Source organism: Cruoricaptor ignavus (genome assembly GCF_014961145.1).
Classification (GTDB): Bacteria; Bacteroidota; Bacteroidia; order Flavobacteriales; family Weeksellaceae; genus Cruoricaptor; species Cruoricaptor ignavus.
In genome coordinates this window covers 24,362-50,678 of the sequence record NZ_CP063145.1, presented here as the reverse complement: position 1 = coordinate 50,678, position 26,317 = coordinate 24,362, and the positions used below count along the sequence as shown (strand labels likewise).

Below are 26,317 nucleotides of genomic sequence, written 5' to 3'. Positions count from 1 at the left end.
CTAAAAATCAGGAATGCCAAAAATAGAATTCACAGATTATTACTCTCACAAGCTTGGGCTAAATGTTCAGGTGGAAATCACGGGCCATTACGGTTTTCCGGTATTGATGTTCCCAACTTCTCAGGGTTCGTTTTTGCAGAATAGGGATTTCGGGCTGAACGGAAGCCTGCATCACTGGACGGAAAACGGGCGGCTGAAACTCTTCAATGTGCAAACCATTGACAAACTGAGCTTTTACGACCGCACAATTCCTGCCTGGAAGAAAATCCGGAACCACGAGCTGTGGATACAGTTCCTCGCTCAAGAGTATGTGCCTTACCTGATGCATACCCACGGTGTTTCGCGCATTGCAGTTGCTGGCGCAAGTTTCGGCGGGTATCACGCTGCGGATTTCGCCTTCCGTTTTCCCGGTATGGTTTCGCACCTGTTCTGCCTTTCCGGCGCGTTCAACATTCGAAGTTTTATGGATGGCTACGATGATGCGTTGGTTTATATGAACTGCCCCAATGAATTCGTGAAAAACGATGAAGCTTGGAAGTACAAGCATATGCACATCGTGCTTTCCACATCAGATTGGGACATCTGCCGGGAACCAACAAGGGAAATGGCGGGAATCCTCCGCAGCAAAGGCATCAACCATTGGTATGACGAGAAAAAATGGATAAGGCACGACTGGCCTCTTTGGCGAATGGCTTTGCCGGAATATGTGGCGGCGCTTTTTTAAACAAATTAAACAAAAACCAAATGATATGAAAAAAATCGGCATCCTTTTCGGAATGGAAGACACCTTTCCATGGGCATTTATCGACAAAGTAAACGAGCTGGGCAACGGTGAATTTGTGGCTGAGCCTGTGATGATACACCGCGTGGAACAGGGTGCTGCAACGGATTACGCCGTAATTATCGACAGAATTTCTCAGGATGTGCCCTTCTACCGTGCCTACCTGAAAAACGCAGCAATGAACGGCACCTGCATCATCAACAATCCTTTCTGGTGGTCTGCAGATGAGAAGTTTTTAAACAATGCCTTGATGACCAAAATCGGGATTCCATTGCCGAAAACCGTAATCCTGCCAACCTACGAAAGGCCGGCGAATACGAAGGAAACCTCGTTCCGCAATATGTACTTCCCGCACGATTGGGATTACATCTTCGATTATGTGGGCTTCCCGGCATTTATGAAGCCGCACGATGGCGGTGGCTGGCGTGATGTGTACAAAGTTCATAATGCGGAGGAGCTTTTCGATGCGCACTCGAAATCTCATACCTTGGTGATGATGCTTCAGGAAAATATTGATTTTGAAGATTATTACCGCGTGTACTGCCTCGGCAGAAAATATGTGCACATAATGCCGTACGAGCCGAGAAACCCGCACCATCTTAGGTATGCCACCACGCACAAAACCGAGGGCGAAGCAAGGGAGAAGCTGCTGAAAACCATCGAGGATTATACGCTGAAAATCAACAAGGCATTGGGATACGATTTCAACACGGTGGAATTTGCGGTAAGGGAGGGCATACCGTACGCCATCGATTTCTGCAATCCTGCACCAGATGCAGACCGGAATTCCGTGGGCGAAGAAAATTTCCAGTGGATTGTGGAGCACGCCGCAAAGCTTGCCATCGAAAAGGCGAGGGAATTTGAGCCTGGGAAAATAAAAATCGACTGGGGAGAATTTGTGCGAAATTCTATGAAAACCACTGAGACAACAGATGAGACGAAGGCGAAACCAAAGCCAGGAACACAGAGGAAATAGCTGAGTTTACGAAATGCTTAGCATTTTCAGCAAGCGGTAAGCTACTGATTATCATTATTTTATCTAATCCCAAAAACATTGTGCGATGAGCAAATTTACCATCGGTATCGAAGAAGAATACCAAATCATCGACAAAGAAACCCGTGATTTGGTATCGCATGTTTCGAAGATTTTGGACAGCGGAAGCTGCGTCATCAAGGAAAACCTGAAAAACGAGATGCACGAATCCGTAATCGAAATGGAAACCTGCATCTGCAATGACATTTCGCACGCAAGACAGGAGCTTACAGACCTGCGCGCAAAGCTGGTGCACACAGCGCACGAGCAAGGCCTGAGAGTTTCCGGCGGAGGCACGCATCCGTTTTCGCACTGGCGTGAAATCAAAATAACGGCTGGGGAACGCTACACGAAAATTGTGAACGACCTTGGCGATGTGGCTCGCTCCAACCTGATTTTCGGGCTGCATGTCCACATCGGGTTACCGAACCCAAAAGACGGCATTAAAATCCAAAATGAAATACGCACATTTCTGCCGCTAATCTACGCACTTTCCACCAACTCACCGTTTTGGATCGGGCGGAAAACCGGCTTCAAATCTTACCGCCACCACATCTTCACGAAATTCCCACGAACCGGAATTCCGGAACATTTCGAAACCAACGAAGATTACCTGGAATACATAGACCTGCTGGTAAAGGCCGGCACGATAGACAATGCGAAGAAAATCTGGTGGGACCTCAGGGTGCATCCCTTCTACCCTACCATAGAATTCCGCATCTGCGATATGCCGCTGAAAATAGAGGAAACGGTGTGCATCGCCGCAATAATGCAGGCACTGGTTGCCAAAACCTGCCAGCTTCACGCCGAAGGAAAATCCTTGCCGATAATCCGCAAGATGAACATCACGGAAAATAAATGGCGGGCTGCAAAAATGGGCGCCGAAGCGGAATTCATTAACTTTGAAACCAAGGAAATCTACCCGCTGGAAAAGCACCTGGAGGAATTGCTGAGACTGATAGACGATCAGCTGGATGAGCTGGGAAGCCGCGAAGCCGTGGAGTATGTGTGGGAAATAATGAAGAACGGCACCGGTGCAGATAGGCAGCTGAAAATCTACGAAGAAACTGGCGACCTTGCCAAGGTTGTGGACTATATGATTGCGGAAACGGAATACGGCATTACGCACACGAACACTTACGATTTTGCAGAATGAAAGAGATTCGAATCGCTGTACTCGATATGAACAACGGGAAGGAAAACCAGGGCTTCCCAAACATCTTAGAAATATGTGAAAATTTCCGGAACAATGCTGGCAGCGTAAGCATAGAGACCTTCGATGTAAGGCAGAAGGACGAGGTGCCGAAGGTTGAAGATTACGACATCTTCATATCTTCCGGCGGACCGGGAACACCAGAAAGAGAAGGCCATAGCTGGGAACAGAAATGGACGGATTTTCTGGACGGCGTCTGGAATTTTAACGAAAAAAACTGCGACAAGAAATACCTCTTTCTGATATGCCACTCTTTTCAGCTGGCGGCCATCCATTGGAAGCTGGGCACGGTAAACCGCCGGAAATCTTACTCCTTCGGCGTGATGCCCATTCACAAAACGGAGGCCGGCGAAAAGGAATTCCTTTTCCACAAGCTGAACGAGCCGTTCTATGGCGTGGATTCCAGGCAGTACCAATTCATCCAGCCAGATTATGAAAGGCTTGAAAAACTCGGGATGAAAATAGTGGCGATAGAAAAGGATAGGCCGCACATTGAGCTGGAAAGAGCAGTAATGGCGATACGCTATTCACCGGAAATATTCGGCACGCAGTTTCATCCGGAGGCCAATCCTGATGGGATGCTGCGCAATCTGGAAGAAGAGAAAAACCGCGAGGCGATGATTCGCGATTATGGCGAACAGAAGTACATAGATACAATAAAGCAGCTGGCTGACGAAGATAAAATTTCGCTGACCAGGAGCCAAATACTGCCGGCATTTTTGTGGATGGCAGCGCACCAGATGAGAATTTACGATTTAATTTGGACCGATGATTAAAGAATACAGAGCGCGCTTCAACTCGGAATATTCGCCGCAAAAGTTTCAGGAAATGATGGGCATCATCCAGGAAAATGCAGGCTTTTCGCCAGAATTTAAAATTTCGGAAACGCCGGTTTTCCTGCCAAAGGAATTTTTCGGGAAACTAACGGAAGCCTGCGAAAGCATCATCGCACAAATCCGTGAAATTCCGGAAAGCGAACTGCAGAAGGCCATCCCGGAAAATTGCAGAGTACCGAACGATGGCACGCAGCCGCATTTTATCGCCATAGATTTTGGAATCTGCAAAAACGAAGGCGGCGAATTGGTACCGCAACTTATTGAGCTTCAGGCTTTTCCGTCGCTTTTCGGTTATCAGTATTTTTACCGTTTGGCGATGAATGAGGTGTATCCCTTCACCAATGATTTCCACAAATTCTGGACGCCGGAAGAATACCGCGAAGTTTTGCGGGAACTCATCATCGGCAATGAAAATCCTGAAAATGTGGTGCTGCTGGAAATTTTCCCGGAAAAGCAGAAAACGCTGATAGACTTCGTTTTCACCGAAAAAATCCTGGGCATAAAAACCGTGTGCCTTACCAGGGTGAAAAAGCGCGGCAAGGAAATTTTCTATGAAAACGAGCGCGGCGAACTCGTGAAAATCAAGCGGATTTATAACCGCATAATTTTCGATGAGCTGCTGAAAATCAAGGACTTAGAAACGGAATTCAATTTCTGCGACGATGTGGATGCAGAGTGGATTACGCACCCTAACTGGTTTTTCAAGATTTCGAAGTTCATCCTGCCAAAACTGCGGCACCAGTACATCCCGCAAAGTTTCTACCTTTCGGATTTCCCTGAAAATGAAGAACTTAACAATTTCGTTCTGAAGCCACTGTTTTCGTTTGCTGGGCAGGGCGTAAACCTTCACCCTACGAAAAACGACCTGGAAAAGATCAGCGACAAGACCAGCTGGATAATGCAGCGGAAGGTGCAGTTTGAGCCGGTTTTCGAAGATGTAAATGGCGAATTTTCCAAGGCGGAAATCCGGATGCTGTACATCTGGAAGGATGTCGAAGAGCCAACTTTTATGACGAATCTTGTGCGGATGACCAAGTCGGAATTTGCAAATGTGGATTTCAACCGTAAACCGGAAATCTGGACGGGCAGCTCCATCGCTTTCTTTCCGAAAGATTAAATTTGCAGGAAAAACCGCGCTTGAATTATCAGTCGGAATTTCGTAAATTTCTCACAAGCCAATATTTGTACAGTGGCGTACGCATTGCCTTTGCAGTGCTGCTTCCCGCCATTTTTTTGTATCAGGTAGGCCTGCTGAAAGCGTGGTTTCTCTTCCCTTTGGCCACAAGTTTCGTAGCCAATGTGGATCAGCCTGGGCCGTTCATCCGCCGCAGAAATATGCTGATAATGGCTATTTTCTGCTTCGCCATCGTAGCCTCCATCACTACGGTTTTCCGGCCGTATCCCATTTTGGTAACGCTGGAAATCATCGTATTCGGCTTGTTCTTCGGCATTCTGGGAATTTACGGCAACCGTTTTTCTGCAGTTGGCGGAATGTCCCTGGTTGTGATGAGCATCTTTATCGATGGGCATTTCCTCACAGATCCGGTCAGCAAAAACCTCATTATCTTCATTCTTGGCGGCATCTGGTTTCTCATCATTTTTTTGATTTTGATGAGGGTTCAGCCTTACAAACTGATTTATCAGATGATTGGGGAAAATTACACGGAACTTGCTGATTACCTGAGACTTAAGGCTCAATTCTACCGAAAAAATGCCGACATAAAAAAATTGACAGATGAGACGATTCAGCGAAGCATCAGGATAAAAAATCATCAGGAAGATACGCGCGAAACCGTGTATAAAACGCGGCAAATCGTGCGGGAAGCTACTACCACAAGCCGCCAGCTGATGATGCTTTTCCTAAATTCCATCGACCTGCACGAGAAACTCATCACTTCAGAAAACGATTACCGGCAAATTCACGAATATTTCGGCAATAAACCCATTCTGAACCAGATTCATTCATTTCTGCTGATGCTTGCCGATGAAATCAGCAATATTGGGCTGGCTTTGCAGAGCGGAAACAAGGCGCACCGCCGCACAAACCTGGATGACGAACTGCAGCTGCTGTACGAAGAATATTTCGAAATCCGAAGCCAGGAGATGAATTCTGAAAACCTAGAAAACTTTATGGTTCTTCGCCAAATCTTGCAGAGAATCAATGAGTTAACGGAATCGGTAAGCAATATTTACACGATTTACACCCAGGATTTATCTTCGGCAAAAACGCTTTCCACAGGCCTGGATTATGAGAAATTTTTACCACAGCAGGAAAAGCTGAACACGAAAGTTTTACGGACCAATATCTCGCTGAAATCCAAGAACTTCCGCCACGCTGTAAGGCTCACCACCGCACTTTTGATTGCGTACTTCATTTCGCAGCTCAGCTTTTTTCCGCTTGGCCACGCCTACTGGATTATGATTACGGTGATTGCCATTATGCGTCCAAACTTTGCCACCACGAAACAACGGAATTTCAAACGGCTTTTCGGCACGGTGCTTGGTGCGCTGGCAGCCTACATTTTTCTGATGATGCCTTTCGGCACGGAAGTTCGGCTCGGCATCTTATTTTTCGCGATGATCCTCTGCTACACGCTTTTGCGCACAAGGTACGACTGGGCGGTTTTTTTTATGACGGTGTATGTCTTTATGTCGTTTGATTTTCTCAACCCTGGAAATGTGAATGCCATTTTCTCCGACAGGATTTTTGATACGGCAATCGGCGCAGCCATTGCAGCGGCGGTTTCGTACTTCGTTCTGCCGATTTGGGAAGCCGGGCGAAGCACGGATTTGATGCTGAACGCCGCGAAAAGCAACCGCGATTATTTCCAAATCGTAATTGGCAGATTTCTCGGGAACAAGCCTGCAGAACAGGATTTCCGGATGAAGCGGAAAAATGCGGTGATAGATTTGGCAAACCTATCGGACAGTTTTCGCGGGATGATTTCCGAGCCGAAAAATCGGCAGAAAAAAATGGAAACGCTGCACCAGTTTGTAACCACGGCACACCTTCTCACGGCTTACATCGCTTCGCTTTCGCAGTATGAAAATCCGGAAGATTATCAGGAAATTGATGCGGAAGGCTGGAACAGAAAAATTTCAGCGGAACTGAACCGGACAATCCAACTCATTGAAAATCAAGGTTTTGAGGATGAACAAATGGTAATTTCTGAGCCTGAAGATGAAGTGGAAATGCTGCTGAAAAAGCGCAAAACGGAAATTGCGGAGAACGATATTGATGACCATAGGAACATCCACCGCACCACGAAACTTACACGGCTGAAACACATCCGTGAAGTGCTCACGCTGATATACAACACGGCGAAAGAACAGCGAAAAGTGTTGAAAACTTACTATGAATCAAAAGGTTAGGCTTAAAACCACATTATCAAAAACCCAAACCTTGGCGGAATATTCATCGGAAAAATCCGCATCGTGTACACGGCAAGAAATCTGCATTTCATCCGAAAAAGCAAACGGCCGAACTTCGTAGTGCTTCTTCAAAGACCAATATTTGGAATGGTGCATTTTGTACAGGCTTTCCTTCACAGACCAAACCACGGTAAGGTATTCAACTGATTGATTTTCAGGGATAAAATGTTGTTCTTCCGGCTGGATGAACTTATCCTTCACCCTGATGATTTTTGGTTTAAAGCTTTCCAAATCTATCCCGATTCTCTGCTCTGAAAAAGCCAAAGCAGCGAACGGGAAAGAATGGCTGATGGAAATCTGAAACTTTCTGCTTTGAAGAAAGGGCTCATCATTTTGATATAAAATTTTTTCGCCGGGCAGAAAATTTTGCAGAAGCTGGCGCACCATCAGAACTTCGGAAAGTTTTTTTTCCTTATAATTTTCAAAGCGGGAAAAATTTTCCGGCTCAATTAAATCAGGCGGCAATGTATCAATCTCATCAAACTTCCAGACAAAAATTCTGGAATGATGGTGCGTGAACTCTTTAAAAAACGGCATTTTTAATCTGCGGAAAATAAGTTGTAAATTTGCAAAAATCTGTGGAAATGAAAACGGTTTACCACATCAATATCGATAAAAAGGACGAAACTTTTCTGGAAGAATTCCTGAACAGGATGAACATCCGCTTCAGCAAAAACGGTAACGAAACCGTGGTTGCAGAAGATTCGGTGGAGTATTCCAAGGAATTTGCTGAGAAAATTCTTCAGGGCGAAAAGGAAATTCGTGAAGGAAAAGGCGTGAAAATGACGCTGGATGAATTAAAGGAATTTCTGGAATTATGAGTTTTCATATTGAATTCTCACAAGAAGCTCTTGATGAGCTGAAATTCTATAAAGATTCGGGCAATAAAAAACTTTACAAAAAAATTTTTGATTTAATATCAAGCATTTCCGAAACGCCTTTCTCCGGAATAGGAAAACCCGAGCCCTTGAAAAATAATCTGTCAGGATTTTGGTCGAGAAGAATTAATAAGGAACACCGGATTGTTTACAAAATAAAAAACGATACGATTGAAATTTTATCAATAAAAGGACATTATACAAACTAAAATGGAAACACTTACGCAATACATCCCTTACAAAGTGAAGGATATTTCGCTGGCAGAATGGGGCCGGAAGGAAATCGAACTGGCAGAAGCGGAAATGCCAGGGCTAATGGCCATCCGTGAAGAATACGGGCCACAGCAGCCGCTGAAAGGCGCCAGAATCGCAGGCTGCCTGCATATGACCATCCAAACCGCAGTGCTCATCGAAACGCTAGTGGCTCTGGGTGCGGAAGTTACCTGGTCTTCCTGCAACATTTTTTCCACGCAGGATCACGCTGCGGCAGCCATTGCAGCGGCAGGAATCCCGGTGTACGCCTGGAAAGGTATGACCGAAGAAGAGTTCGACTGGTGCATAGAGCAGACGCTGTTTTTCGGCGAAGAACGCAAACCGCTGAATATGATTTTGGATGACGGCGGCGATTTGACGAATATGGTTTTCGACCGATATCCTGAACTGGCAAAGGAAATCCGCGGGCTTTCTGAAGAGACGACTACTGGTGTGCACAGGCTTTACGAAAGAATGCAGAACGGAACGCTGCTTGTGCCGGCGATTAATGTAAATGATTCGGTAACGAAATCGAAGTTCGACAACAAATACGGTTGCCGCGAATCTGCAGTGGATGCAATCCGCCGTGCTACCGATGTGATGCTCGCCGGAAAACGCGTGGTAGTTTGCGGCTACGGTGATGTGGGCAAAGGTACGGCAGCATCTTTCCGTGGTGCAGGCTCAATAGTAACTGTTACTGAAATTGACCCAATCTGTGCGCTGCAGGCTGCAATGGAAGGTTACGAAGTGAAACGCCTGGAAACCGTGGTGGATAATGCGGATATCGTAATTACAACCACTGGAAATTTCAACATCGTTCGTGGTGAGCATTTCCAAAGAATGAAAGATAAAACGATTGTGTGCAACATCGGGCACTTTGATAATGAAATCGATATGAAGTGGCTGAATGACAACTACGGCCACACAAAAACCGAAGTAAAACCGCAGGTTGACATCTATAATGTGGAAGGCAACGACATCATCATCCTGGCTGAAGGCCGCCTTGTGAATTTGGGCTGTGCAACCGGGCACCCAAGTTTTGTGATGAGTAATTCCTTCTCGAACCAAACTCTGGCGCAGATTGAACTTTGGACAAATTCCGAAGCCTACGAAAACAAAGTATATGTGCTGCCGAAAAAACTGGATGAAAAAGTGGCGATGCTGCACCTAAACAAAATAGGTGTGGAGCTGGAAACGCTTTCACCTGAGCAGGCAAAATACATTGGCGTGGAAGTGGAAGGGCCTTTCAAACCTGAGTATTATAGGTATTAACCAAGCCTTAATTTGAACGAAAACAAATAAGTTGCCGCCTGAAAAAGCCGGCAACTTTTATTTTAAATTTGTTGAAAACCAGAGGCTTATGGAAAATTCAATCCGCGAAACGAATATTGACCGCATCAGAACAAGGCCAAGATTTACGATTGAAACTGATATAGCGCCGAAAGTTTATGAGCAAATCTTAAGGGAACACCTGAAAAGCGATGCCAGCATTGCGGGAAATATCAATGCGGAAGTTGCGGAATTTTTCGTGAAAACCGCCCAGCCTTCTTACTACAATCCTAAATTGACGATGAGAATTGAGTCTGCAGAAGACAGAACGATAATCCGCGGAATTTTCGGGCCAAGCGCTGCAGTGTGGACTTTCTTTATGTTTTTGTATTTTGCCTTTACAGTGCTTTGGATGGTGTTCATCACGACAGAAAAAAGCAAAACCGCAGATGGACTTGCTCCGCAGTTTCGCATTAAAATCGGTGGAAAAAATCTAATTACTTCGTCGGCATCTTGCCTTCAATTTCGCTTTCCGGCGTGGTTTTGATGACGGTTGCCCTATTCTCCTGCTCCTTCAGAATTTCCGCTTTGTACGGCTGGATCTGCGCCGCTAAATCCTGCTCAGAAATATTCGTAATCTTCGGATCTTTCGCAAGTTGTTTCCAGATTTTCGGGCCGTCCCAATTGTAATCGCCGTAAACCAAAACCGGTGTGCCTTTTGCAATCGGCGTATTGCCATCCTTATCCAAAATCCACTGTTCCGCGAAATCGTACATCCAAACCGCATCATTGTGCAACAATCTCAGGCAGGAATGCGATGCTGGGTAGCCCGGCAAATCGTATTCGTGCCAACCGATGCCCTCCTCATTCTCAATGTTAAAATTGTACGGCAGCATCCACTCATCCTTCACCGTGGATTGGTGCAGCTCCTTTTTCCAGTTGGTAAAATGCATCCCTGCAGTCGTCGGCTTATCTTTCCGGCCCAAACTTGTAGGCCCCCATTTTTTCAAATCGCCCTTTTCGTAAACGGCGAAAGCCTGCACAGGATAAGAGAAAACCACGAATTTCGGAACATCCCGAAGAATTTCCATTTTAAACGGAAACGGTGAATATGCGCGGAAATCTTGTTCGAATTTATTGGGCACCACCAAAGTATCAGCATTGGAAATATGCTTTTTATCCAACCTATTGATAGCCAAGATGTTATATTGCTGAAGCGTATCAAATTGCGCCTGGAAAGCCTTCATAGCAGAATCCTTTTTCCCATCAGGAAAAACGAAAATTGAATACTGCATTCCCTCCCTCGCTTTTTCCAAACTGCTGAAATCTTCGCCTTTATCAATATTTTCGGCCTGCGATTTTCCGTCAGAATTTACCCCGTCTTTCTTACACTGAACCGTACTGAAAACTGCGGCTGCCATCAGAGCAACCGTCAAAACATTTTTCCTTAAAATCATTGTAAAATTTTTCGGATTAATGGCAAGAATGATACCAAAAAAGGCTTTGTGAAAGGCTTATGCGAAAATTTATTCCCACTCAATTGTTGCAGGTGGCTTGCTCGAAATATCGTAAGCCACACGGTTGATGCCCTTCACTTCGTTGATAATTCTACTTGAAACTTTCTCGAGAAATTCATAAGGCAGATGGCTCCAGGTTGCCGTCATAAAGTCAATCGTGTTGGCAGCGCGAAGAACGGCGGTGTATTCGTAAGTGCGTTCATCGCCCATCACACCTACAGATTTCACGGGAAGCAGCACCACGAAAGCCTGCGAAACTTTTTCATAAAGTTCGTCGCAGTAAAGTTCTTCGATGAAAATATCGTCCGCCTCCTGAAGAATTCGCACCTTTTCGGCATCCACCTCGCCCAAAATCCGGATGCCTAAACCAGGGCCAGGAAAAGGATGACGGTAAACCAGGTGATGTGGAATGCCGAGCTCCTCCCCCACTTTTCGCACCTCATCCTTGAAGAGTTCGCGCAAAGGCTCCAGCAACTGGAGATTCATTTCCTCCGGCAAACCACCGACATTGTGATGTGATTTAATGACTGCAGACGGCCCTTTAACCGATTGAGATTCAATGACATCTGGGTAAATTGTGCCCTGCGCTAAAAATTTGGCATCGCTGAATTTTTTGGCTTCCTCATCAAAAACGGCAACAAATTCCCGCCCTATGATTTTGCGTTTTTCTTCTGGCTCAGAAACTCCTTTTAATTTTCCTAAAAATCTTTCCTTAGCATCCACCAAATCGATATTCATATCGAAATGGCTGCCGTAATTTTCCATCACTTTCTTCGCCTCGTCTTTCCGCAAAAGCCCGGTATCCACGAAGATGCACTGCAGCTGATTGCCGATGGCGCGGTGGATGAGCACCGCAGCAACCGAAGAATCCACTCCGCCGGAAAGGCCGAGAATTACCTTGTTCTCTCCAACTTTCTCACGGATTTCCTCGATGGTTTTTTCGATGTAATTCGTTAACTGCCAATTCCTTTCCGCATCGCAAACGCCGAAGACAAAATTGGCAAGTATCTTATCACCAAACTCTGTGTGCGTAACTTCCGGATGAAACTGTATGGCGTAAATTTTCTTTGCCTCGTTGGAAATCGCGGCAATCACGCCGGATTTTGCATTCACTTCAAAACCTTCCGGCACGCTTTCCACCTCGTCAAAATGGCTCATCCAAACGGTAGGATTTTCCGGCAATCCTTCAAAAATTCTGCAGTATTTTTCGATGATCAAAGTTGAGCGGCCGTATTCCCCCTTCACACCTTTTGCCACCTTTCCGCCGAATAAATGGGCGGTCAGCTGCATACCGTAGCAAATTCCAAGTACGGGAATTCCGGTTTCGAAAATTTCTTTTTCAATTAAATGGGCTTCCGCAGAATTCACCGAACTCGGTCCGCCGGAAAGTATGATGCCGGCAGGTTTTTTGGCAAGGATTTCAGGAAGTGGCGTACTGAACGGCAAGATTTCCGCATACACCTGCATTTCGCGTATCCTCCTGCCAATCAATTGGTTATACTGCGAGCCAAAATCCAGAATGATAATTCCGCCGGTCATTTTCGATATTTTTTTATAAATTTTTGATGGGTTAAAATTTAGCTATATCCTCACGGTAAAATGCATAATCAAAATGCACTGGCAGCGCATCAGCATAGACTTTCTTTCTTGCCTCATCAAAGTTTTCAGCGGTGGCTACCAAGTTGAGCACGCGGCCGCCGGTAGTATACTGACGCCCAAGCACAGACTCTGCCCCTGCGAAAAGAACCTGGCTGTGCTGCACTTTCTCCAGTCCGGTGATTTCAAAGCCCGTCTCGATGGTTTGCGGATATCCTCCGGAGCACATTACCAGGCACACAGCTTTCTCATTTGAAAACCTTAGCCCAGGATCTTTACCAGCGAGGCAATCCTCTATTACATCCAGCAGATTGTTCTCCATCAGCGCCAGTAGCACCTGGGTTTCCGGATCGCCAAGGCGCATATTGTATTCCAGCAAATGGCAGCCACTTGCTGTAACCATCAAACCAAAAAATATAAAACCCTGAAAATCAAGGCGCTCGGACTTTAGCCCTTTCAATGTTGGCTCGAGGATATTTTTTTCAAAATCAATATAATGATCTCTCGTGAATTCAGGACTTGGCGCTGCAGTGCCCATTCCGCCTGTGTTTGGGCCTGTATTTCCTGTTCCTACTTTTTTGTAATCTTTCACGGGTATGCACGGGAAGAGCTGTTCGCCGTTTGAAAATGCTATCACTGATGCCTCAAACCCTGCCAAATAATCTTCAATAATCACCTGAATGCCGGAATCTCCGTGGATTTTCCGTATCATAAAATCGTGAAGCGTGGCTTCCGCTTCATTATGGTTTTGGCAAATTACCACACCTTTTCCGCCCGCCAGCCCGCTCGCCTTAATAACCAGGGGGTAATTTTTCGTAGCAATATAGCGTTCGGCGTTCTCGTAGGAATCAAAGACTACTGCCTGAGCAGTCTTTACATCGTAGGTCTGCATAAATTTTTTGGAAAAGGCCTTGCTGCCCTCCAGCCTCGCCGCGCGTGCCTTCGCTCCGAAAATTTTCAGCCCGTGCTCGCGGAAGTCATCAACAATCCCCGCCACCAAAGGCGCTTCTGGACCTACGATGGTGAGGTCTATTTGCTCCTTTAGTGCGAAATCGCGCAGCTCCTTAATGGAATTATAGGGCAGATTCGTCCCCAGCTGCTCCGTGGTGGCATTGCCTTTCGCAAAAAAAAGTTTTGCCTGTGCATTGTCTTTTTTAATTTTAGTACCAATGGCAGATTCCCTGCCCCCTTCACCTACGATTAAAATTTTCATTAATGAAATTTTTTTGATAAACGCAAAAATAAGTTTTCTGGAGTAATTTTAATGTAAAAAATGCCTCATTCCCGTGAACATCATTGGGATGCCGTGCTCATTTGCCGCATCTATCGACTCCTGATCTTTCACGCTTCCGCCAGGCTGAATGATGGCCTTGATGCCGTTTTCTGCGCAGAAATCCACCACATCCCGGAACGGAAAAAAAGCATCGGAAGCCAGAACTAAATCGCCGCTAAATTTTTCCTTCGCCCTTTCCACAGCTTGCTGAGCCGCCCAAATCCTGTTCACCTGTCCGCCGCCAATTCCCAAAGCCTGCTTGCCATTGGAAACCACTATCGCATTGGATTTCACATACTTCACCACTCTTTGCGCAAAAATCAGCGCAGCCTTCTGTTCATCATTCGGCGAAGATTCCGTTACGGTTCTTAGGTCGTCGGAAAACGCATTATCGCAATCCTGCACCAGCATTCCGCCATCAATTTTCACCCAGGTTTGCCGGTCTGTAACCGGATTTTTTATCCTAATGATGCGCAGGTTTTTCTTCTGTTTTAAAATTTCGAGAGCGTCGTCATCAAAATCCGTAGCCATCACGATTTCCAGAAAAGTTTTGCCGAGTTCCGCAGCAGTTTCTGCATCCACTTTAAAATTCATCCCGATAATTCCGCCGAAAATCGAAACCGGATCGCACTCAAAGGTTTTTCGGTAAGTTTCTGCCGCTGAATTTCCCACCGCAACACCGCACGGCGTGGAATGCTTCACAGCGCAGCAAGCCATTTCATTTTTAAATTCATTCACAACCTTCCAGCATAAATCCATATCCCGTAAATTATTGAAAGACAGTTCTTTACCTCCCAAAATTTCAAAATCCTTCATCGCCCCGTTCTCAAAGGTTGAGACATAATAAGCCGCCTTCTGATGCGGATTTTCGCCGTATCTTAAGTCAGAAACTTTTTGGTAAGATGCGTTCAGATATGGTGGAAACTCATCATCCAAAAGCATTTTGGAAATCGCCGCATCATAAGCGGAAGTCAGGTTGAAAACTTTACCCGCCAAATATTTTCTCGTGCCTAAGTCCGAATTTCCATTTTCGGAAATTTCCTGCTGGATTTTTGCATAATCCGCAACATCGGTAATTACCGTGACAGACTCGAAATTTTTCGCGGCAGATCTCAGCATTGAAGGTCCGCCGATATCGATGAATTCAACTTTTTCTTCCAGCGAAATTTCCTTGTTCACATTTTCAAAAAACGGATAAAGATTTACAACCACCATATCAATCAGCCCGATATTATGCTGTTCCACGGTGTTCATATGCTCTTCATTTGAGCGAACGGCAAGCAATCCGCCGTGAACTTTCGGGTGCAGGGTTTTCACTCTTCCGTCCAGCATTTCTGGAAATTCGGTCACTTCCTCAATCTGCACAGGATTTAGCCCAGCATCTTTCAAATGCTTAAAAGTTCCCCCAGTTGAAATTAGCAGATAATCATTATTTTCCAAAAATTTTGCAAAATCCGCAAGTCCGGTTTTATCCGAAACAGAAATCAGTGCTCTTTTTTTCATGATTAATTTTTAACTTTTCAAAACCTCATTTATCGCCTTCGGAAAAATCTCGTACTCTAGCTGATGCACTTTTTCAGCCAAGGTTTCGGCGGTTTCATTTTCTTCGATTTTAACAGATTTCTGAAGGATTATCTCGCCCTCATCGATGCCTGCAGTCACGAAATGCACTGTGGCTCCGCTTTCCTTTTCACCGGCTTGCAGAACGGCATTGTGCACATTCATCCCCCACATTCCTTTTCCTCCGAATTTCGGTAATAGTGCCGGATGAATATTGATGATTTTCCCTTCAAATTGTTCGATTACCGATTTATCTAAAATTGAAAGAAAGCCCGCTAAAATTATCAAATCCGTATTTTCAGGAATTTCGCTCAAAAGTTTTTCGCTAAAATCTTTTCCGCGCGGAATTAGCTTCGATTTAATCTGATGATTTTCAGCGCGTTGCAAAGCGTAGCAATCTCTGTCGGCAATTACCATATTCACTTTTGCATCAGGAATTTCGCCGGATTCACAGCAATCGATAATCCGCTGCAAATTCGTGCCGCTGCCAGAAACCAAAACCACGAGATTTTTCATCAGAAATTCAGTATAATTTTTTCGTCGGCACTCTTCACAACTTCGCCGATTTCGTAGGCGTCATCAATCAAATCCAGCACTTTCTGAGAGTGGCTTTCGTCCAGAACCACCACCATTCCCACACCCATATTAAAGGTGCCGAACATTTCTTCACGCCTGATTCCGCCGCGTTTTTCCAGTTCCTGCATAATTTTCGGCACACGGATTTTCGCCGTATCAATCACCGCGCAAAGTCCGTCCGGAATGATTCTCGGCACATTCTCTATCAAACCGCCACCCGTAATGTGCGCTATGCCGTTGATTTTGGATTCATCCATTATTTGATGGATTATGCGCCAGTACAATTTCGTTGGCTCAAGCAAAATCTCGTAAAGCGGCTTCCCATCGAACTCTTCGTGAAAATCCGAGAAAATTTTCCGAACTAATGAATAGCCATTGCTGTGAAATCCGGAACTTGGCAGCGCAATAATCCTATCGCCTTCCCGAATTTTCGAGCCATCAATAATCTGCTCCTTTTCCACGATGCCCACACAAAAGCCAGCCACATCGTAATCGCCGGGTTTGTACATCCCTGGCATTTCCGCAGTTTCGCCGCCAATCAGCGCACATTGGTTGTCCTTGCACGCTTCCACGATGCCCATCACAATCTGCGCCGCTACATCAGCATCCAGCTTTCCGCAGGCCAAATAATCCAGGAAAAAAAGCGGTTTTGCACCGTGACAAATAATATCGTTGGCACACATTGCAAAGCAGTCAATGCCGATGGTATCGAACTTCCCAGTGTCAATCGCAATTTTCAACTTTGTGCCTACGCCATCAGTTCCGGAAACCAAAACCGGATTTTTGTAGCCGCCGATCTCGTAAAACGCACCGAAACTTCCAATGCCTTTCAGCACATTTTTATTGTGCGTTTCTTCCACCGCAGCCTTTATTTTTTCCACCGTTCTGTAGCCCTCCTCCTTATCTACGCCTGCAGATTTATAGGTATTATTCATTTTATCAAAATAATAATTTTCCGCAAATTTTCTGCTGATTTGTTAATTTTAATTTTAGCAAAACTCTGCCTAAAATGCGGATGGCTAATTTACGAAAAACTAAAGAATTTTCTGTAAATTTTTTTGCGATAAAAATTTCAGGGCTGAATTATAATGCTAAATTTGCCAAAATTAAAAAGCTTTATGGCAGCAGGATTTTTGGCATTGCTTGACGATATTGCAGCCCTGATGGACGATGTGGCGATAACTGCAAAAGTGGCAACCAAGCAAACCGCCGGGATTTTGGGCGATGATTTGGCGGTGAATGCCCAAAAAGCCACCGGGTTTCATTCTTCCAGGGAAGTACTGGTTTTGATGAAAATAATGAGGGGCAGCTTCATTAACAAGCTGATTATCATACCGATAGCATTTGTGCTGCAGGTTTTGTATCCACCGGCAATCAATGTGATCTTGGTTTTGGGCGGGTTGTATCTGGCGTTTGAAGGCGTGGAGAAAATCATCGAATTCATCCATCTTAGAAATCAGAAACGCATCGGAAAAACCGTTTTGGAAATTGCGGAAGAACCGAATATTTCCGAAGACGAAAAAGTAAAATCTGCCGTGATGACGGATTTTATCCTCTCCATCGAGATTGTGATTATCGCTTTGGGAACGGTGCTGAAAGAGCCTTTGCCCACACAGATTATCACGGTGAGCATCGTCTCAATCATCGCAACCGTAGGCGTTTACGGAATCGTAGCGCTGATTGTGAGGATGGATGATGCCGGTTTCAAACTCATCCGCACATCCAAAAATTACAAATCTTTCCGTGCAAGAGTCGGCAAAACTTTAGTGCGCGCTTTACCATTGATTATCAAGGCTTTAGGCGTCATCGGAACCATCGCTTTAATTTTGGTGGCAGGCGGAATTTTCGAGCACAACCTTGATTTTCTTCACAACATTTTAGCGAACTGGAATGCTTTGCCACGGCAATTTCTCTTCGGGATCGCTGCTGGAATTCTAATGCTTCCGATTGGATTCTTAGCAGAGAAAATTTTTGAGAAAAAGAAAGTTGCCGCGGAAAAACCTTAAAAATGCACCTGTTTAATTTCTTTACCGGTGTTCGGTTTTGGTTGCGGTAACATCAAAACGAGCACTGCAGCGATGATTAGGCAGATTCCGCCAAGACTCACATAATATATGGCGTGGTTTTGGAAAAGGAATTTTACGAGCGGTCCGCCAATTATCCCGTTTAAAATCTGCGGTAAAACGATGAAGAAATTGAAGATTCCCATATAAATTCCCATTTTATTTGCAGGAATCGCATCTATCAGCATTGCGTATGGCATTGCCAAAATACTTGCCCACGCAAAACCAAGCCCCAACATTGATATCCAAAGATGCTCTCTGTCAAGGAAATACATCGACAGCAAACCGAGTCCACCGAAAAGCAAAGCCAAGGCGTGCGTCCTGTTTTTCCCGATTTTATTGGCAATAGGTATCAGCAGAAATGCGAACGGAATTGCAAATAAATTATAATAACCGAAGAGTACGCCGGTTAAATTTCCGGCATCGTTAAATTGCTGAGAGCGAGTATCTTCTGGCGACAAACCGAAATGATGCGTTGCCAAAGAACTTGTGGTGAAAACCCACATTGTGAACAGCGCAAACCACGAGAAAAACTGCACGGCGCCCAGCTTTTTCATTAGTGAGGGCATATTTTTAAAATCCTTAAAAATATCCGTAAATTTTGAATTTTCTTCAATCTCAACTTTCTGTTCAGAGAATGCTGCTAGTTCTTTCGGGCTGTATTCTTTCGTTGTGAAAATCGTGTAGAGAATCGAAAGCACCAAAACCGCAGCACCGATGTAGAATGAGTAAATGACATTATCTGGCACGAAGCCTTCCGGTGCAACGCCTGAAACACCAGCATTTGAAAGCCAGGTCGGCAAATTCGAACCGATGACAGCACCTATTCCGATGAGAATCGTCTGCACGGAAAAGCCCACCGTTCCCTGACTTTTCGGCAGCATATCGCCAACCAAAGCGCGGAAAGGTTCCATCGCCACATTGATGGAAGCGTCCATCATTGCAAGGAAAATCACGGCAAGCAGCAAAACATTGGCACCCATCATCTGCGTTACAGACGCGGAATTTGGCAGCGCTACCAAACCCACCGCACAAAGCACGGAACCAATCAGGAAATATGGTTTCCTTCTGCCGAATTTCCCCCAGGTATTATCGCCAAGATGCCCGATGATCGGCTGTACGATTAGGCCAGTAATCGGTGCTACAAGCCAGAACCACGAGAGTTTATCGACTTCCGCACCAAAGTTGGCAAGTATGCGGCTTGCATTACCGTTCTGCAGGCCGAAGGCCATCTGTATGCCCAGAAAGCCCATACTCATATTGATGATTTGCGCCAGTGAAAGTTTTGGCTTTTGTACTGCGTTCAAAGTTTTGATGTTTAAATTAAAAATTAGCGAATAAGCTCAAGAACACGGGATTCTTTTGGTCTAAGTTTTAGGTTGTTTAAATCTGTGAAAGTCTCACCGGTCATCACATCACGGAATTTGGAAAAGCCGTCTGTAATTTCTTTGTAGCGGAAAGCTTCCACCGGCATTTCCTTTTCCTGTGAATTGTAAACTACGAGAATTTTTTGCGATGCTGCAGTGCGTGAATACACATAAACGCCGTGCTGCGGAAAAAACTGCACCATTTTCCCTTCGGTAAGTGCCGGGGAATTTTTGCGGAAATTAGCCAGTTTTTTGATGAAATCGAACGCAAGATTTTCCTGGGCTGTTCTTCCAGATTTAGAAAACTGGTCCACCCTATCTTCCTTCCAGCCACCCTTCATATCAGAACGAACGAGGCCATCCGGATTTGAAAAGTTTTTCATCAGAATTTCCGTGCCGTAATAAAGCTGCGGAATTTTGTTAGAAGTGAGCAGCAAAATAATCCCGCTTTTGAACTTCTCGAAATCTTCGCCAACCACCGAAAAGAAACGACTCATATCGTGATTGTCCAGGAAGATAACATTCTTTTCCGGATTTGGGTAAAGGAAATCCTGAGCCGTAAGGTTATACAGCCGGTTCACGCCATCATACCAGCCGAATTTTCCGTTAAGTGCCTCATACACAGCTTCCTTCCACGCAGAATCCGTGATGCCGGGAAGATTAGAATCAATTTCCTGCCCCAGCTTTTTTCCTTCCGTAAAATAAGCCTGATTGGATGGCTGATACATCAGCGTTTCGCCGAAAATCCCAAGCGATGGATATTCCGAACGGATTCTTGCCAGCCATTCCGCATTAAATTTTAAATCGTTGTAAGAAAATGTATCAATCCTGAATCCGTCAACCTTGGCATACTCAATCCACCACAAGTAATTCTGAATCAAATACTTAGCAACGAAAGGATTGTCGTGGTTCATATCCGGCATCGTAGGCACAAACCAGCCTTTTTCTGCAATATCGTAATCGAATTTCGATGCGTAGGGATCCTGAACCGGCTCAAAACGGTAGGTGGTGTTCGTATATTGCGGGAACTGGTGTACCCAGTTTTTCATCGGCAAATCCTGCATCCACCAGTGGAAACTTCCGATATGGTTCGGCACCACATCCTTTATAATCTTCAGGCCTTTGCTGTGCGCTGTTTCCACATATTTGCGGTACAGTTCATTCGTGCCGTACCTTGGATCTATTTTGTACAAATCCGTCGCTGCGTAGCCGTGGTAAGATTCCTTCGCCATATCGTTTTCAAGTTCCGGCGTATTCCAGATTGCCGTGATGCCCAGGTCTTTCAGGTAATCCATCTTTTTGATGATGCCCTGCAAATCGCCGCCGTGACGGTAATACATTGAATCTCGATTGATGGTTTTTTCCCGCAAAGATTTTACGATGTCGTTGGAATAATCACCGTTGGCAAAGCGGTCCGGCATTATCAGGTAGATTAAATCCTTTTGACTGATGCCTTTGGGCTGCGCCGTTTTTTCGCCTAAAACAAAGTCATATTTGAATTTGCGCTTGCCATTCTGCGAAAACCAAATGGGATAAGTTCCCGGTTTTGCTTCCGGCTTCACGAGCAAATCCACAAACTGGTAATTCGGGTTGTCGGTTCGGTGAGATTTTTCCAGCACGAAGGCTTTTGCATCCACAGCAACCTCATATTTGGAAATATCCTTTCCGTAGAGCATCAGCTGCAAACCATTGTCCTTAAAACCTGTCCACCAGTTAGGTGGCTCCACTCTTTCCAGCGGCTTTTGCGCAAAAGCCATCGCTGAAATCAAAACTAAAACTGCGAGAAAAATTTTCCTGTTCAAAATTTTACTTTTTTAAATGCTAATCACTAATTTTCTATTTCTTCACCGGCTTCAAAGAAATCGCATAGCCGCCGCTTCTTGCCAGCTTCACTGGTAGTTGGCTTCGGCTCGTCACCGTTTTCTTGTAAATTTTGTAAGACTGCGGATTGCTGATGTAATCGGCATCGTCGCCATCTGCATAAACCGTGGCCTCGTAAGTTTTTCCCTTTGGCAGGAAGGAAAAATCCACAGTGAAATCTCGTGCATTTTCATCCGTGATGCCACCTACGAACCATTCATCCTTACCTTTGGTCTTCCTTGCGGTGTGGATGAAATCCCCAGGCTCTGCCGCCAGAATCTTCGTATCATCCCAATCCAGAGCTACATCCTTGATGAACTGAAACGCATCCAGATGCCGTGCATAATTTTCCGGCAAATCTGCCGCCATTTGCAGTGGCGAATACATTACCACATACAGTGCCAGCTGCTTTGCCAGCGTGGTTTTCACGAATCTTTTGTCACCAGGGAAATAGTAATCCAGCTTAGTCTGAAAAATTCCGGGTGTGTAGTCCATAGGTCCGCCCATCCATCTTGTGAACGGCAGAATCGTCTGATGCTCAGGATTATTCCCGCCGAACGCCTCAAATTCTGTTCCGCGCGCTGCTTCTGCCGCAATCCAGTTTGGGTAAGTTCTACTTTGTCCGGAAGGCCGCATCGATTCGTGGGAATTCACCATAATCTTGTGCTTCGCCGCTTCTTCCGCCACCCTGTAATAGTGGTTCACCGTCCATTGGGAATAATGATGCTCGCCGCGCGGAATGATGCGGCCTACATAGCCCGTTTTCACGGAATTGTAGCCATGCTTGTTCATCATCTCAAAAGCCGGTTTCAGCCAGCGTTCATAGTTGGTTGCCGAGCCGGAAGTTTCGTGGTGCATCATCAGCCTGATGCCTTTGGAATGCGCATAATCATTGAGCATTTTCAAATTAAAATCCGGATAAGGGGTGATGAAATCGAACACGAATTCCTTGGAATGCCCGAACCAATCTTCCCAGCCGATGTTCCAGCCTTCCACCAAAAGTGCATCAAAACCGTGCTTCGCCGCGAAATCGATGTAAGATTTCACTTTCTCATTATTTGCAGCGTGGTTTACGTTCGGCGTTAGCTTGGCAAAATCCGTTTTCCCGATGTGCACATTTTTCGCCGTAGAGTATGCCCATTGAGATTTCCCGATAATCATTTCCCACCATATACCCATATATTTCACGGGCTTTATCCAGGATGTATCGGCATAGTGCGTAGGCTCGTTCAGGTTGAAAATCATTTTGGAAGCCAGCACTTCTTCCGCCATTGGTGAAACGATGATGGTGCGCCACGGTGAAACTGCCGGCGTCTGAATGTAGCCCTTCGCACCCTGTGCATCGGGCGTCAGGTGCGTTTTGAATTTGAAATTCGCGGCATCCACTTCCAGGTTGGAAACTGGATAATTGATGACCGCAGCTTCAGCAATGTTAATATATAGCGGCTCTTTGCCTTCCTTTTTCAGCATTAATGGCGTCTGCACCGCGTTTTTCACAGGTGTTTGCGAAGCATTGCCATCAAAGGATGTTGCCCATTTTGCCGGAATTTCCGAGAGCATCGTAGTTTGCGGCTGATATTCCTGGGAATCGTAATCGCCGGTTATCCACCAGGCTTTCGTATCCCACGGCAAATCAATCTCGGAATCTTCTTCTTTGATGATGAAATAGTTGAGATTTTCCTGCTCAGGAAATTCATAGCGGAAACCCAGCCCATCGTTGAACAGCCTGAATTTCAGCACGATATGCCTATCCGTAGAAGTTTGGTTCAGCGTTACTGCCAGCTCATTGTAGTGGTTGACATAAGATTTCTTCTCGCCCAAAACAGGGTTCCAGGTTTCGTTCCTCGTATCGCGCTTTTCATCGGTTTTCACGAAGTTGCCGTCCAGGTTCGTCGCCTTATTGTCCTTATTTTCAATTTCGGAACCAAACTGCAATTCACCATCCCGAAAAATCCTGATGCCAAGCTTGGAATCTTCCACCACAGGCCTTCCCTGGTATTTCAGGTTGTAGAAAGGCATGCCGTTTTTCAGCTGAAAATTCATCTCAAATTTTCCATCCGGAGATTTTAGGCTTTGTGCTTGCAATGCCGCTGCACCGAAAATCAGGTAAAAAATTGCTGTTTTTCTCACTACCATCAACATTTAATACTAATCAGGTTAAAAAGAAACTGCCGCCAAATAAGCGGCAGATCAGTAAGTCTACAAATTTACTTTTTTTCGAAAGAATACTTCTTATTCGCCTCATCCAGCGTTACTTTATATGTACCTGCTGAAGTGATGGCAATATTATCTCCGCCAGCAACAGCCGCTCCCGAAAGCCCGCTGCCTCCGTAGTTCTGCGCCCAATCGTCATTGAAACGGAACTTCGCTTCGCCTTCGGAAAGCGGGAGGGTCAGTTCCCAAACCTGCTTCGCATCATTCCATACCATATTGGTATCCGCATCCCATCCGCCAGGCGTTGCAGAACCTATGAGTCCCCAAGAGTTTTTAGCAAACTTAAAGCTCATATCGTTCAGGTTTACGGTAAGTTTGTAAGTGTCTTTTGCAGGACCTTTGATGTTGTCACCGTTTTCCACGAGTGTTTTGCCGTCATTGCTGCCGTAGTTTACATCCCAGTTTTTATCTTTGGTAATTTTAAACTCAGTGCTGCTGCCTGTTTGGAAGGAAATTAATCCTTCGTAAATACCATTTCCTGTCTCAGAAACCAACCGGTTTGCCGCCGCCGGATTCCATCCCTGATAATCACCCGGCGCGTAGAGATAAGATGTCAGGTTGTAAGGAGTAACTTCTAGCGTAACCACATTGGAGTACGCCGGAGTAAAGCCGCTTCCTATGGTGGATTTTACGCGGGCTTCCACAGCCTGAGCTTTTCCCGCCTCCAGCCCGAGGCTGCGGACAAGGGCATTAAATTCCTGATGTGTGAAGCTAAGTTTACCCTCGCCGGCAGGCAACTGTGCAGTTTTGGAATTTTTAAAATTATCCCCTTTTTTTGCAAATTCAACAATTGAGGTAATCCCCGTAGGCACCCCGAAATCCGCCTGACCCACGGTGAAAGCCACAGCCTCGTCCGAAGATTTTGAACCTTCCAACTTCAGCTGCGTTGCGCTCGCGGCAAGCGTAGGATTTGAAACCAGCGATGCCACAGCACGATCGTCATCATCTTCACAAGAAAAAATGAGCAAGGCGAGTATCGCGAGAATTGATATCTGAAAAAACTTTTTCATTTTAATAGGAATTTAGAATTAATAGCCCGGGTTCTGCACCAGGTTTGGATTTACGGCAATATCATTGTTCGGAATCGGGAAAACCGTGCGGTGGTTTCCTACCGCTGTACCCTCTTTGGCATTACCCTTCCAAGGCCAAAGATAAGCGCCGCTGGTGAATTTGCCAAAGCGGATCAGGTCAGTTCTGCGGGTAAGCTCCCAAGACAGCTCGCGCGATCTTTCATCGAGGATAAAATCAAGAGAAATAGAGCTCACCTCTGGTGCTCCGGCGCGCTTGCGAAGGGCATTTACATATTGCAATGCTGTTGACATATTTCCTCCGCCGCCGCGCAGTACAGCCTCCGCGTACATCAGGTACACATCGCCAAGGCGGTATAGCGGCAGGTCGGTTTCCACCCAGTTGTCGTGGATGCCCGGCTGCCCATTGGATTTTACATTTTTATATTTTATAAATGCATAGCCGTCATTAAAATTGCCTAAATCCTCAATCTCCAGGGACTGCCCGTCCGTAAAGAAACGGCCTCTTTTATCGTTTTTATCAAAACGGTTCACGAAGGCTTTCGTGGTACGGAGGCCGCCCCAGCCGCCATTTACACCAAATTCTTTTGGGTCCATCTTTCCGCCGATGGCAGCGTGTACAAGGAAGGTGGTGCCCCCGTTGGTCTGCGTGCGCTGCCCGTCATAAACAAGTGAAAAAATGTTTTCAGGATTGCCGATGTGGTTGTCCGCAAGGAACAAATCGCTGTAATTTGGCTTCAGGGCATAGCCGGACTGGATGATCCTGTTGCAATATTCAATCACTTCTGCGTAGCGCTCCTGGCCGTTGTACACTTTTGCATTGAGATAAAGCCTAGCCAGCAATGCCCACGCCGCTGCCTTATCTACCCTGCCATAGGCTTGGGTGCGCGGGGCTTTCAGGTCTGCCTCCGCCAGTTTTAGTTCATTCTCTACAAAGGTGAAGAGTTCTGCCCTAGGCATCTGCTTCGGTACGGTGCCCAGGGTAGTTTCATCTACGAATGGTACATTTCCGTACATATCGAGAAGGTGATAATAGGACTGCGCCCGTAGGAATCTCGCCTCTGCGCGCATCGTTTTCGCTTCCTCCAGATCTGCACCGCTGATGCCGTTGCTGCTGAGTTTCTCATCGGTGGTGTTTCTCAGAAACTCGTTGCAGAAAGCAATCTCCGTGTAGATGCGGTAGTACATCGCATTGTTGAACTCATTTGCAGGGGTCCATATCATTTTATGGAACTCGTGCAGGGTACCGTCGTTCCAGCCGATCACCGCTTCATCCGTGGTGATCTCCTGCATAATGAACAGCAGGCGCGCATAGTTGGAAAATCCGCCGTCGATATCCGCGATGTCTCCCGCTCCGTCTCCGCCCTGCTGGCCGCCTACTGCCAGGCCGCCGTAAAGCTTAGCCAGGAGATTCGGATATTTGCTGAAGTCTTTATAAAGGCTCGCCGCGGTTACATCCGTCACCGGTTCCTGGCGAAGGTCATCCGTGCAGGAGCCCAGGCTGAGTGCCGCACTGAGCGCGATGGCTGCTGCTGAAAGTTTTTTTATTCTGAAATTCATTGTCTCGAA

Annotated in this window: 23 protein-coding genes; 11 read left to right on the top strand and 12 right to left on the bottom strand. The window is 45.8% G+C overall.

Annotated features, from left to right (window positions below; all coding sequences use genetic code 11):
• The first annotated feature begins 13 nt into the window (after nt 1-13).
• The 6 genes from IMZ16_RS00245 (at nt 14) to IMZ16_RS00220 (ending at nt 7,235) form a co-directional block, all read left to right on the top strand.
• Entirely contained in the window at nt 14-724 is a 711-nt protein-coding gene (locus IMZ16_RS00245; protein WP_193440005.1) for an alpha/beta hydrolase-fold protein, read from the top strand.
• A gap of 25 nt (nt 725-749) precedes the next feature.
• Nucleotides 750-1,757 (top strand): ATP-grasp domain-containing protein, encoded by a 1,008-nt coding sequence (locus tag IMZ16_RS00240; RefSeq protein ID WP_193440004.1) that lies wholly within the window; start codon nt 750-752, stop codon nt 1,755-1,757.
• A gap of 85 nt (nt 1,758-1,842) precedes the next feature.
• The gene (locus IMZ16_RS00235) at nt 1,843-2,970 is read left to right on the top strand and encodes a carboxylate-amine ligase (RefSeq protein ID WP_193440003.1); all 1,128 of its coding nucleotides are present in this window, start codon (nt 1,843-1,845) and stop codon (nt 2,968-2,970) included.
• On the top strand, nt 2,967-3,803 hold the full coding sequence (locus IMZ16_RS00230) for a type 1 glutamine amidotransferase (RefSeq protein ID WP_193440002.1): 837 nt from the start codon (nt 2,967-2,969) through the stop codon (nt 3,801-3,803). The genes IMZ16_RS00235 and IMZ16_RS00230 overlap by 4 nt, the downstream gene beginning before the upstream one ends.
• A complete protein-coding gene (locus IMZ16_RS00225) occupies nt 3,796-4,980 on the top strand; it encodes a hypothetical protein (protein ID WP_193440001.1) in 1,185 nt (394 codons plus the stop codon). Before IMZ16_RS00230 ends, IMZ16_RS00225 begins: the two co-directional genes overlap by 8 nt.
• A 20-nt stretch (nt 4,981-5,000) precedes the next feature.
• Nucleotides 5,001-7,235, top strand: coding sequence for an FUSC family protein (locus tag IMZ16_RS00220; RefSeq protein WP_193440000.1), 2,235 nt, complete (start codon nt 5,001-5,003; stop codon nt 7,233-7,235).
• Here the strand turns inward: IMZ16_RS00220 and IMZ16_RS00215 are convergent.
• Nucleotides 7,224-7,832 (bottom strand): 4'-phosphopantetheinyl transferase family protein, encoded by a 609-nt coding sequence (locus tag IMZ16_RS00215; protein ID WP_193439999.1) that lies wholly within the window; start codon nt 7,830-7,832, stop codon nt 7,224-7,226. The genes IMZ16_RS00220 and IMZ16_RS00215 overlap by 12 nt on opposite strands.
• Before the next feature lie 47 nt (nt 7,833-7,879).
• Between IMZ16_RS00215 and IMZ16_RS00210 the strand changes: the two genes are divergently transcribed.
• From IMZ16_RS00210 to IMZ16_RS00195, 4 genes are all read left to right on the top strand, one after another.
• Nucleotides 7,880-8,116, top strand: a complete 237-nt coding sequence (locus IMZ16_RS00210) for a DUF2683 family protein (RefSeq protein WP_193439998.1) — start codon at nt 7,880-7,882, stop codon at nt 8,114-8,116.
• A complete protein-coding gene (locus IMZ16_RS00205) occupies nt 8,113-8,382 on the top strand; it encodes a Txe/YoeB family addiction module toxin (protein WP_193439997.1) in 270 nt (89 codons plus the stop codon). Before IMZ16_RS00210 ends, IMZ16_RS00205 begins: the two co-directional genes overlap by 4 nt.
• A gap of 1 nt (nt 8,383) precedes the next feature.
• Nucleotides 8,384-9,697 carry an adenosylhomocysteinase gene (ahcY, locus tag IMZ16_RS00200; protein WP_193439996.1) on the top strand — a complete coding sequence of 438 codons (1,314 nt, stop codon included), beginning with the start codon at nt 8,384-8,386 and terminating at the stop codon, nt 9,695-9,697.
• Between the two features lie 88 nt (nt 9,698-9,785).
• Complete coding sequence (locus IMZ16_RS00195) at nt 9,786-10,241, top strand: hypothetical protein (protein WP_193439995.1); 456 nt, start codon at nt 9,786-9,788, stop codon at nt 10,239-10,241.
• Here IMZ16_RS00195 and IMZ16_RS00190 read toward each other — a convergent pair.
• The 6 genes from IMZ16_RS00190 to purM form a co-directional block, all read right to left on the bottom strand.
• A complete protein-coding gene (locus IMZ16_RS00190) occupies nt 10,192-11,151 on the bottom strand; it encodes a L,D-transpeptidase (RefSeq protein WP_193439994.1) in 960 nt (319 codons plus the stop codon). The two genes, IMZ16_RS00195 and IMZ16_RS00190, sit on opposite strands and share 50 nt — an antisense overlap.
• Before the next feature lie 69 nt (nt 11,152-11,220).
• Nucleotides 11,221-12,750: a glutamine-hydrolyzing GMP synthase gene (gene guaA, locus IMZ16_RS00185; protein ID WP_193439993.1), complete on the bottom strand. Its 1,530-nt coding sequence runs from the start codon at nt 12,748-12,750 to the stop codon at nt 11,221-11,223.
• A 31-nt stretch (nt 12,751-12,781) separates the two neighbouring features.
• The gene (purD, locus tag IMZ16_RS00180; protein ID WP_193439992.1) at nt 12,782-14,020 is read right to left on the bottom strand and encodes a phosphoribosylamine--glycine ligase; all 1,239 of its coding nucleotides are present in this window, start codon (nt 14,018-14,020) and stop codon (nt 12,782-12,784) included.
• Nucleotides 14,021-14,068: 48 nt separating this feature from the next.
• Nucleotides 14,069-15,583, bottom strand: coding sequence for a bifunctional phosphoribosylaminoimidazolecarboxamide formyltransferase/IMP cyclohydrolase (gene purH, locus IMZ16_RS00175; RefSeq protein ID WP_193439991.1), 1,515 nt, complete (start codon nt 15,581-15,583; stop codon nt 14,069-14,071).
• 9 nt (nt 15,584-15,592) lie between these two features.
• Nucleotides 15,593-16,156 carry a phosphoribosylglycinamide formyltransferase gene (gene purN / locus IMZ16_RS00170; protein ID WP_193439990.1) on the bottom strand — a complete coding sequence of 188 codons (564 nt, stop codon included), beginning with the start codon at nt 16,154-16,156 and terminating at the stop codon, nt 15,593-15,595.
• Nucleotides 16,156-17,151, bottom strand: a complete 996-nt coding sequence (gene purM, locus IMZ16_RS00165) for a phosphoribosylformylglycinamidine cyclo-ligase (RefSeq protein ID WP_193439989.1) — start codon at nt 17,149-17,151, stop codon at nt 16,156-16,158. The genes purN and purM overlap by 1 nt, the downstream gene beginning before the upstream one ends.
• A gap of 183 nt (nt 17,152-17,334) precedes the next feature.
• On the opposite strand from purM, the gene IMZ16_RS00160 reads away from it, so the two are divergent.
• Nucleotides 17,335-18,222: a DUF808 family protein gene (locus tag IMZ16_RS00160; RefSeq protein WP_193439988.1), complete on the top strand. Its 888-nt coding sequence runs from the start codon at nt 17,335-17,337 to the stop codon at nt 18,220-18,222.
• Here IMZ16_RS00160 and IMZ16_RS00155 read toward each other — a convergent pair.
• From IMZ16_RS00155 to IMZ16_RS00135, 5 genes are all read right to left on the bottom strand, one after another.
• Nucleotides 18,219-19,538, bottom strand: a complete 1,320-nt coding sequence (locus IMZ16_RS00155) for an MFS transporter (protein WP_193440752.1) — start codon at nt 19,536-19,538, stop codon at nt 18,219-18,221. The two genes, IMZ16_RS00160 and IMZ16_RS00155, sit on opposite strands and share 4 nt — an antisense overlap.
• Nucleotides 19,539-19,609: 71 nt before the next feature.
• Nucleotides 19,610-21,403, bottom strand: coding sequence for a glycoside hydrolase family 13 protein (locus tag IMZ16_RS00150; RefSeq protein WP_193439987.1), 1,794 nt, complete (start codon nt 21,401-21,403; stop codon nt 19,610-19,612).
• 79 nt (nt 21,404-21,482) lie between these two features.
• Nucleotides 21,483-23,636 (bottom strand): glycoside hydrolase family 97 protein, encoded by a 2,154-nt coding sequence (locus tag IMZ16_RS00145; RefSeq protein WP_394368275.1) that lies wholly within the window; start codon nt 23,634-23,636, stop codon nt 21,483-21,485.
• Nucleotides 23,637-23,713: 77 nt separating this feature from the next.
• Nucleotides 23,714-24,730, bottom strand: coding sequence for a SusE domain-containing protein (locus IMZ16_RS00140; protein ID WP_193439985.1), 1,017 nt, complete (start codon nt 24,728-24,730; stop codon nt 23,714-23,716).
• 18 nt (nt 24,731-24,748) lie between these two features.
• On the bottom strand, nt 24,749-26,308 hold the full coding sequence (locus IMZ16_RS00135) for a RagB/SusD family nutrient uptake outer membrane protein (RefSeq protein WP_193439984.1): 1,560 nt from the start codon (nt 26,306-26,308) through the stop codon (nt 24,749-24,751).
• Nucleotides 26,309-26,317 lie beyond the last annotated feature (9 nt).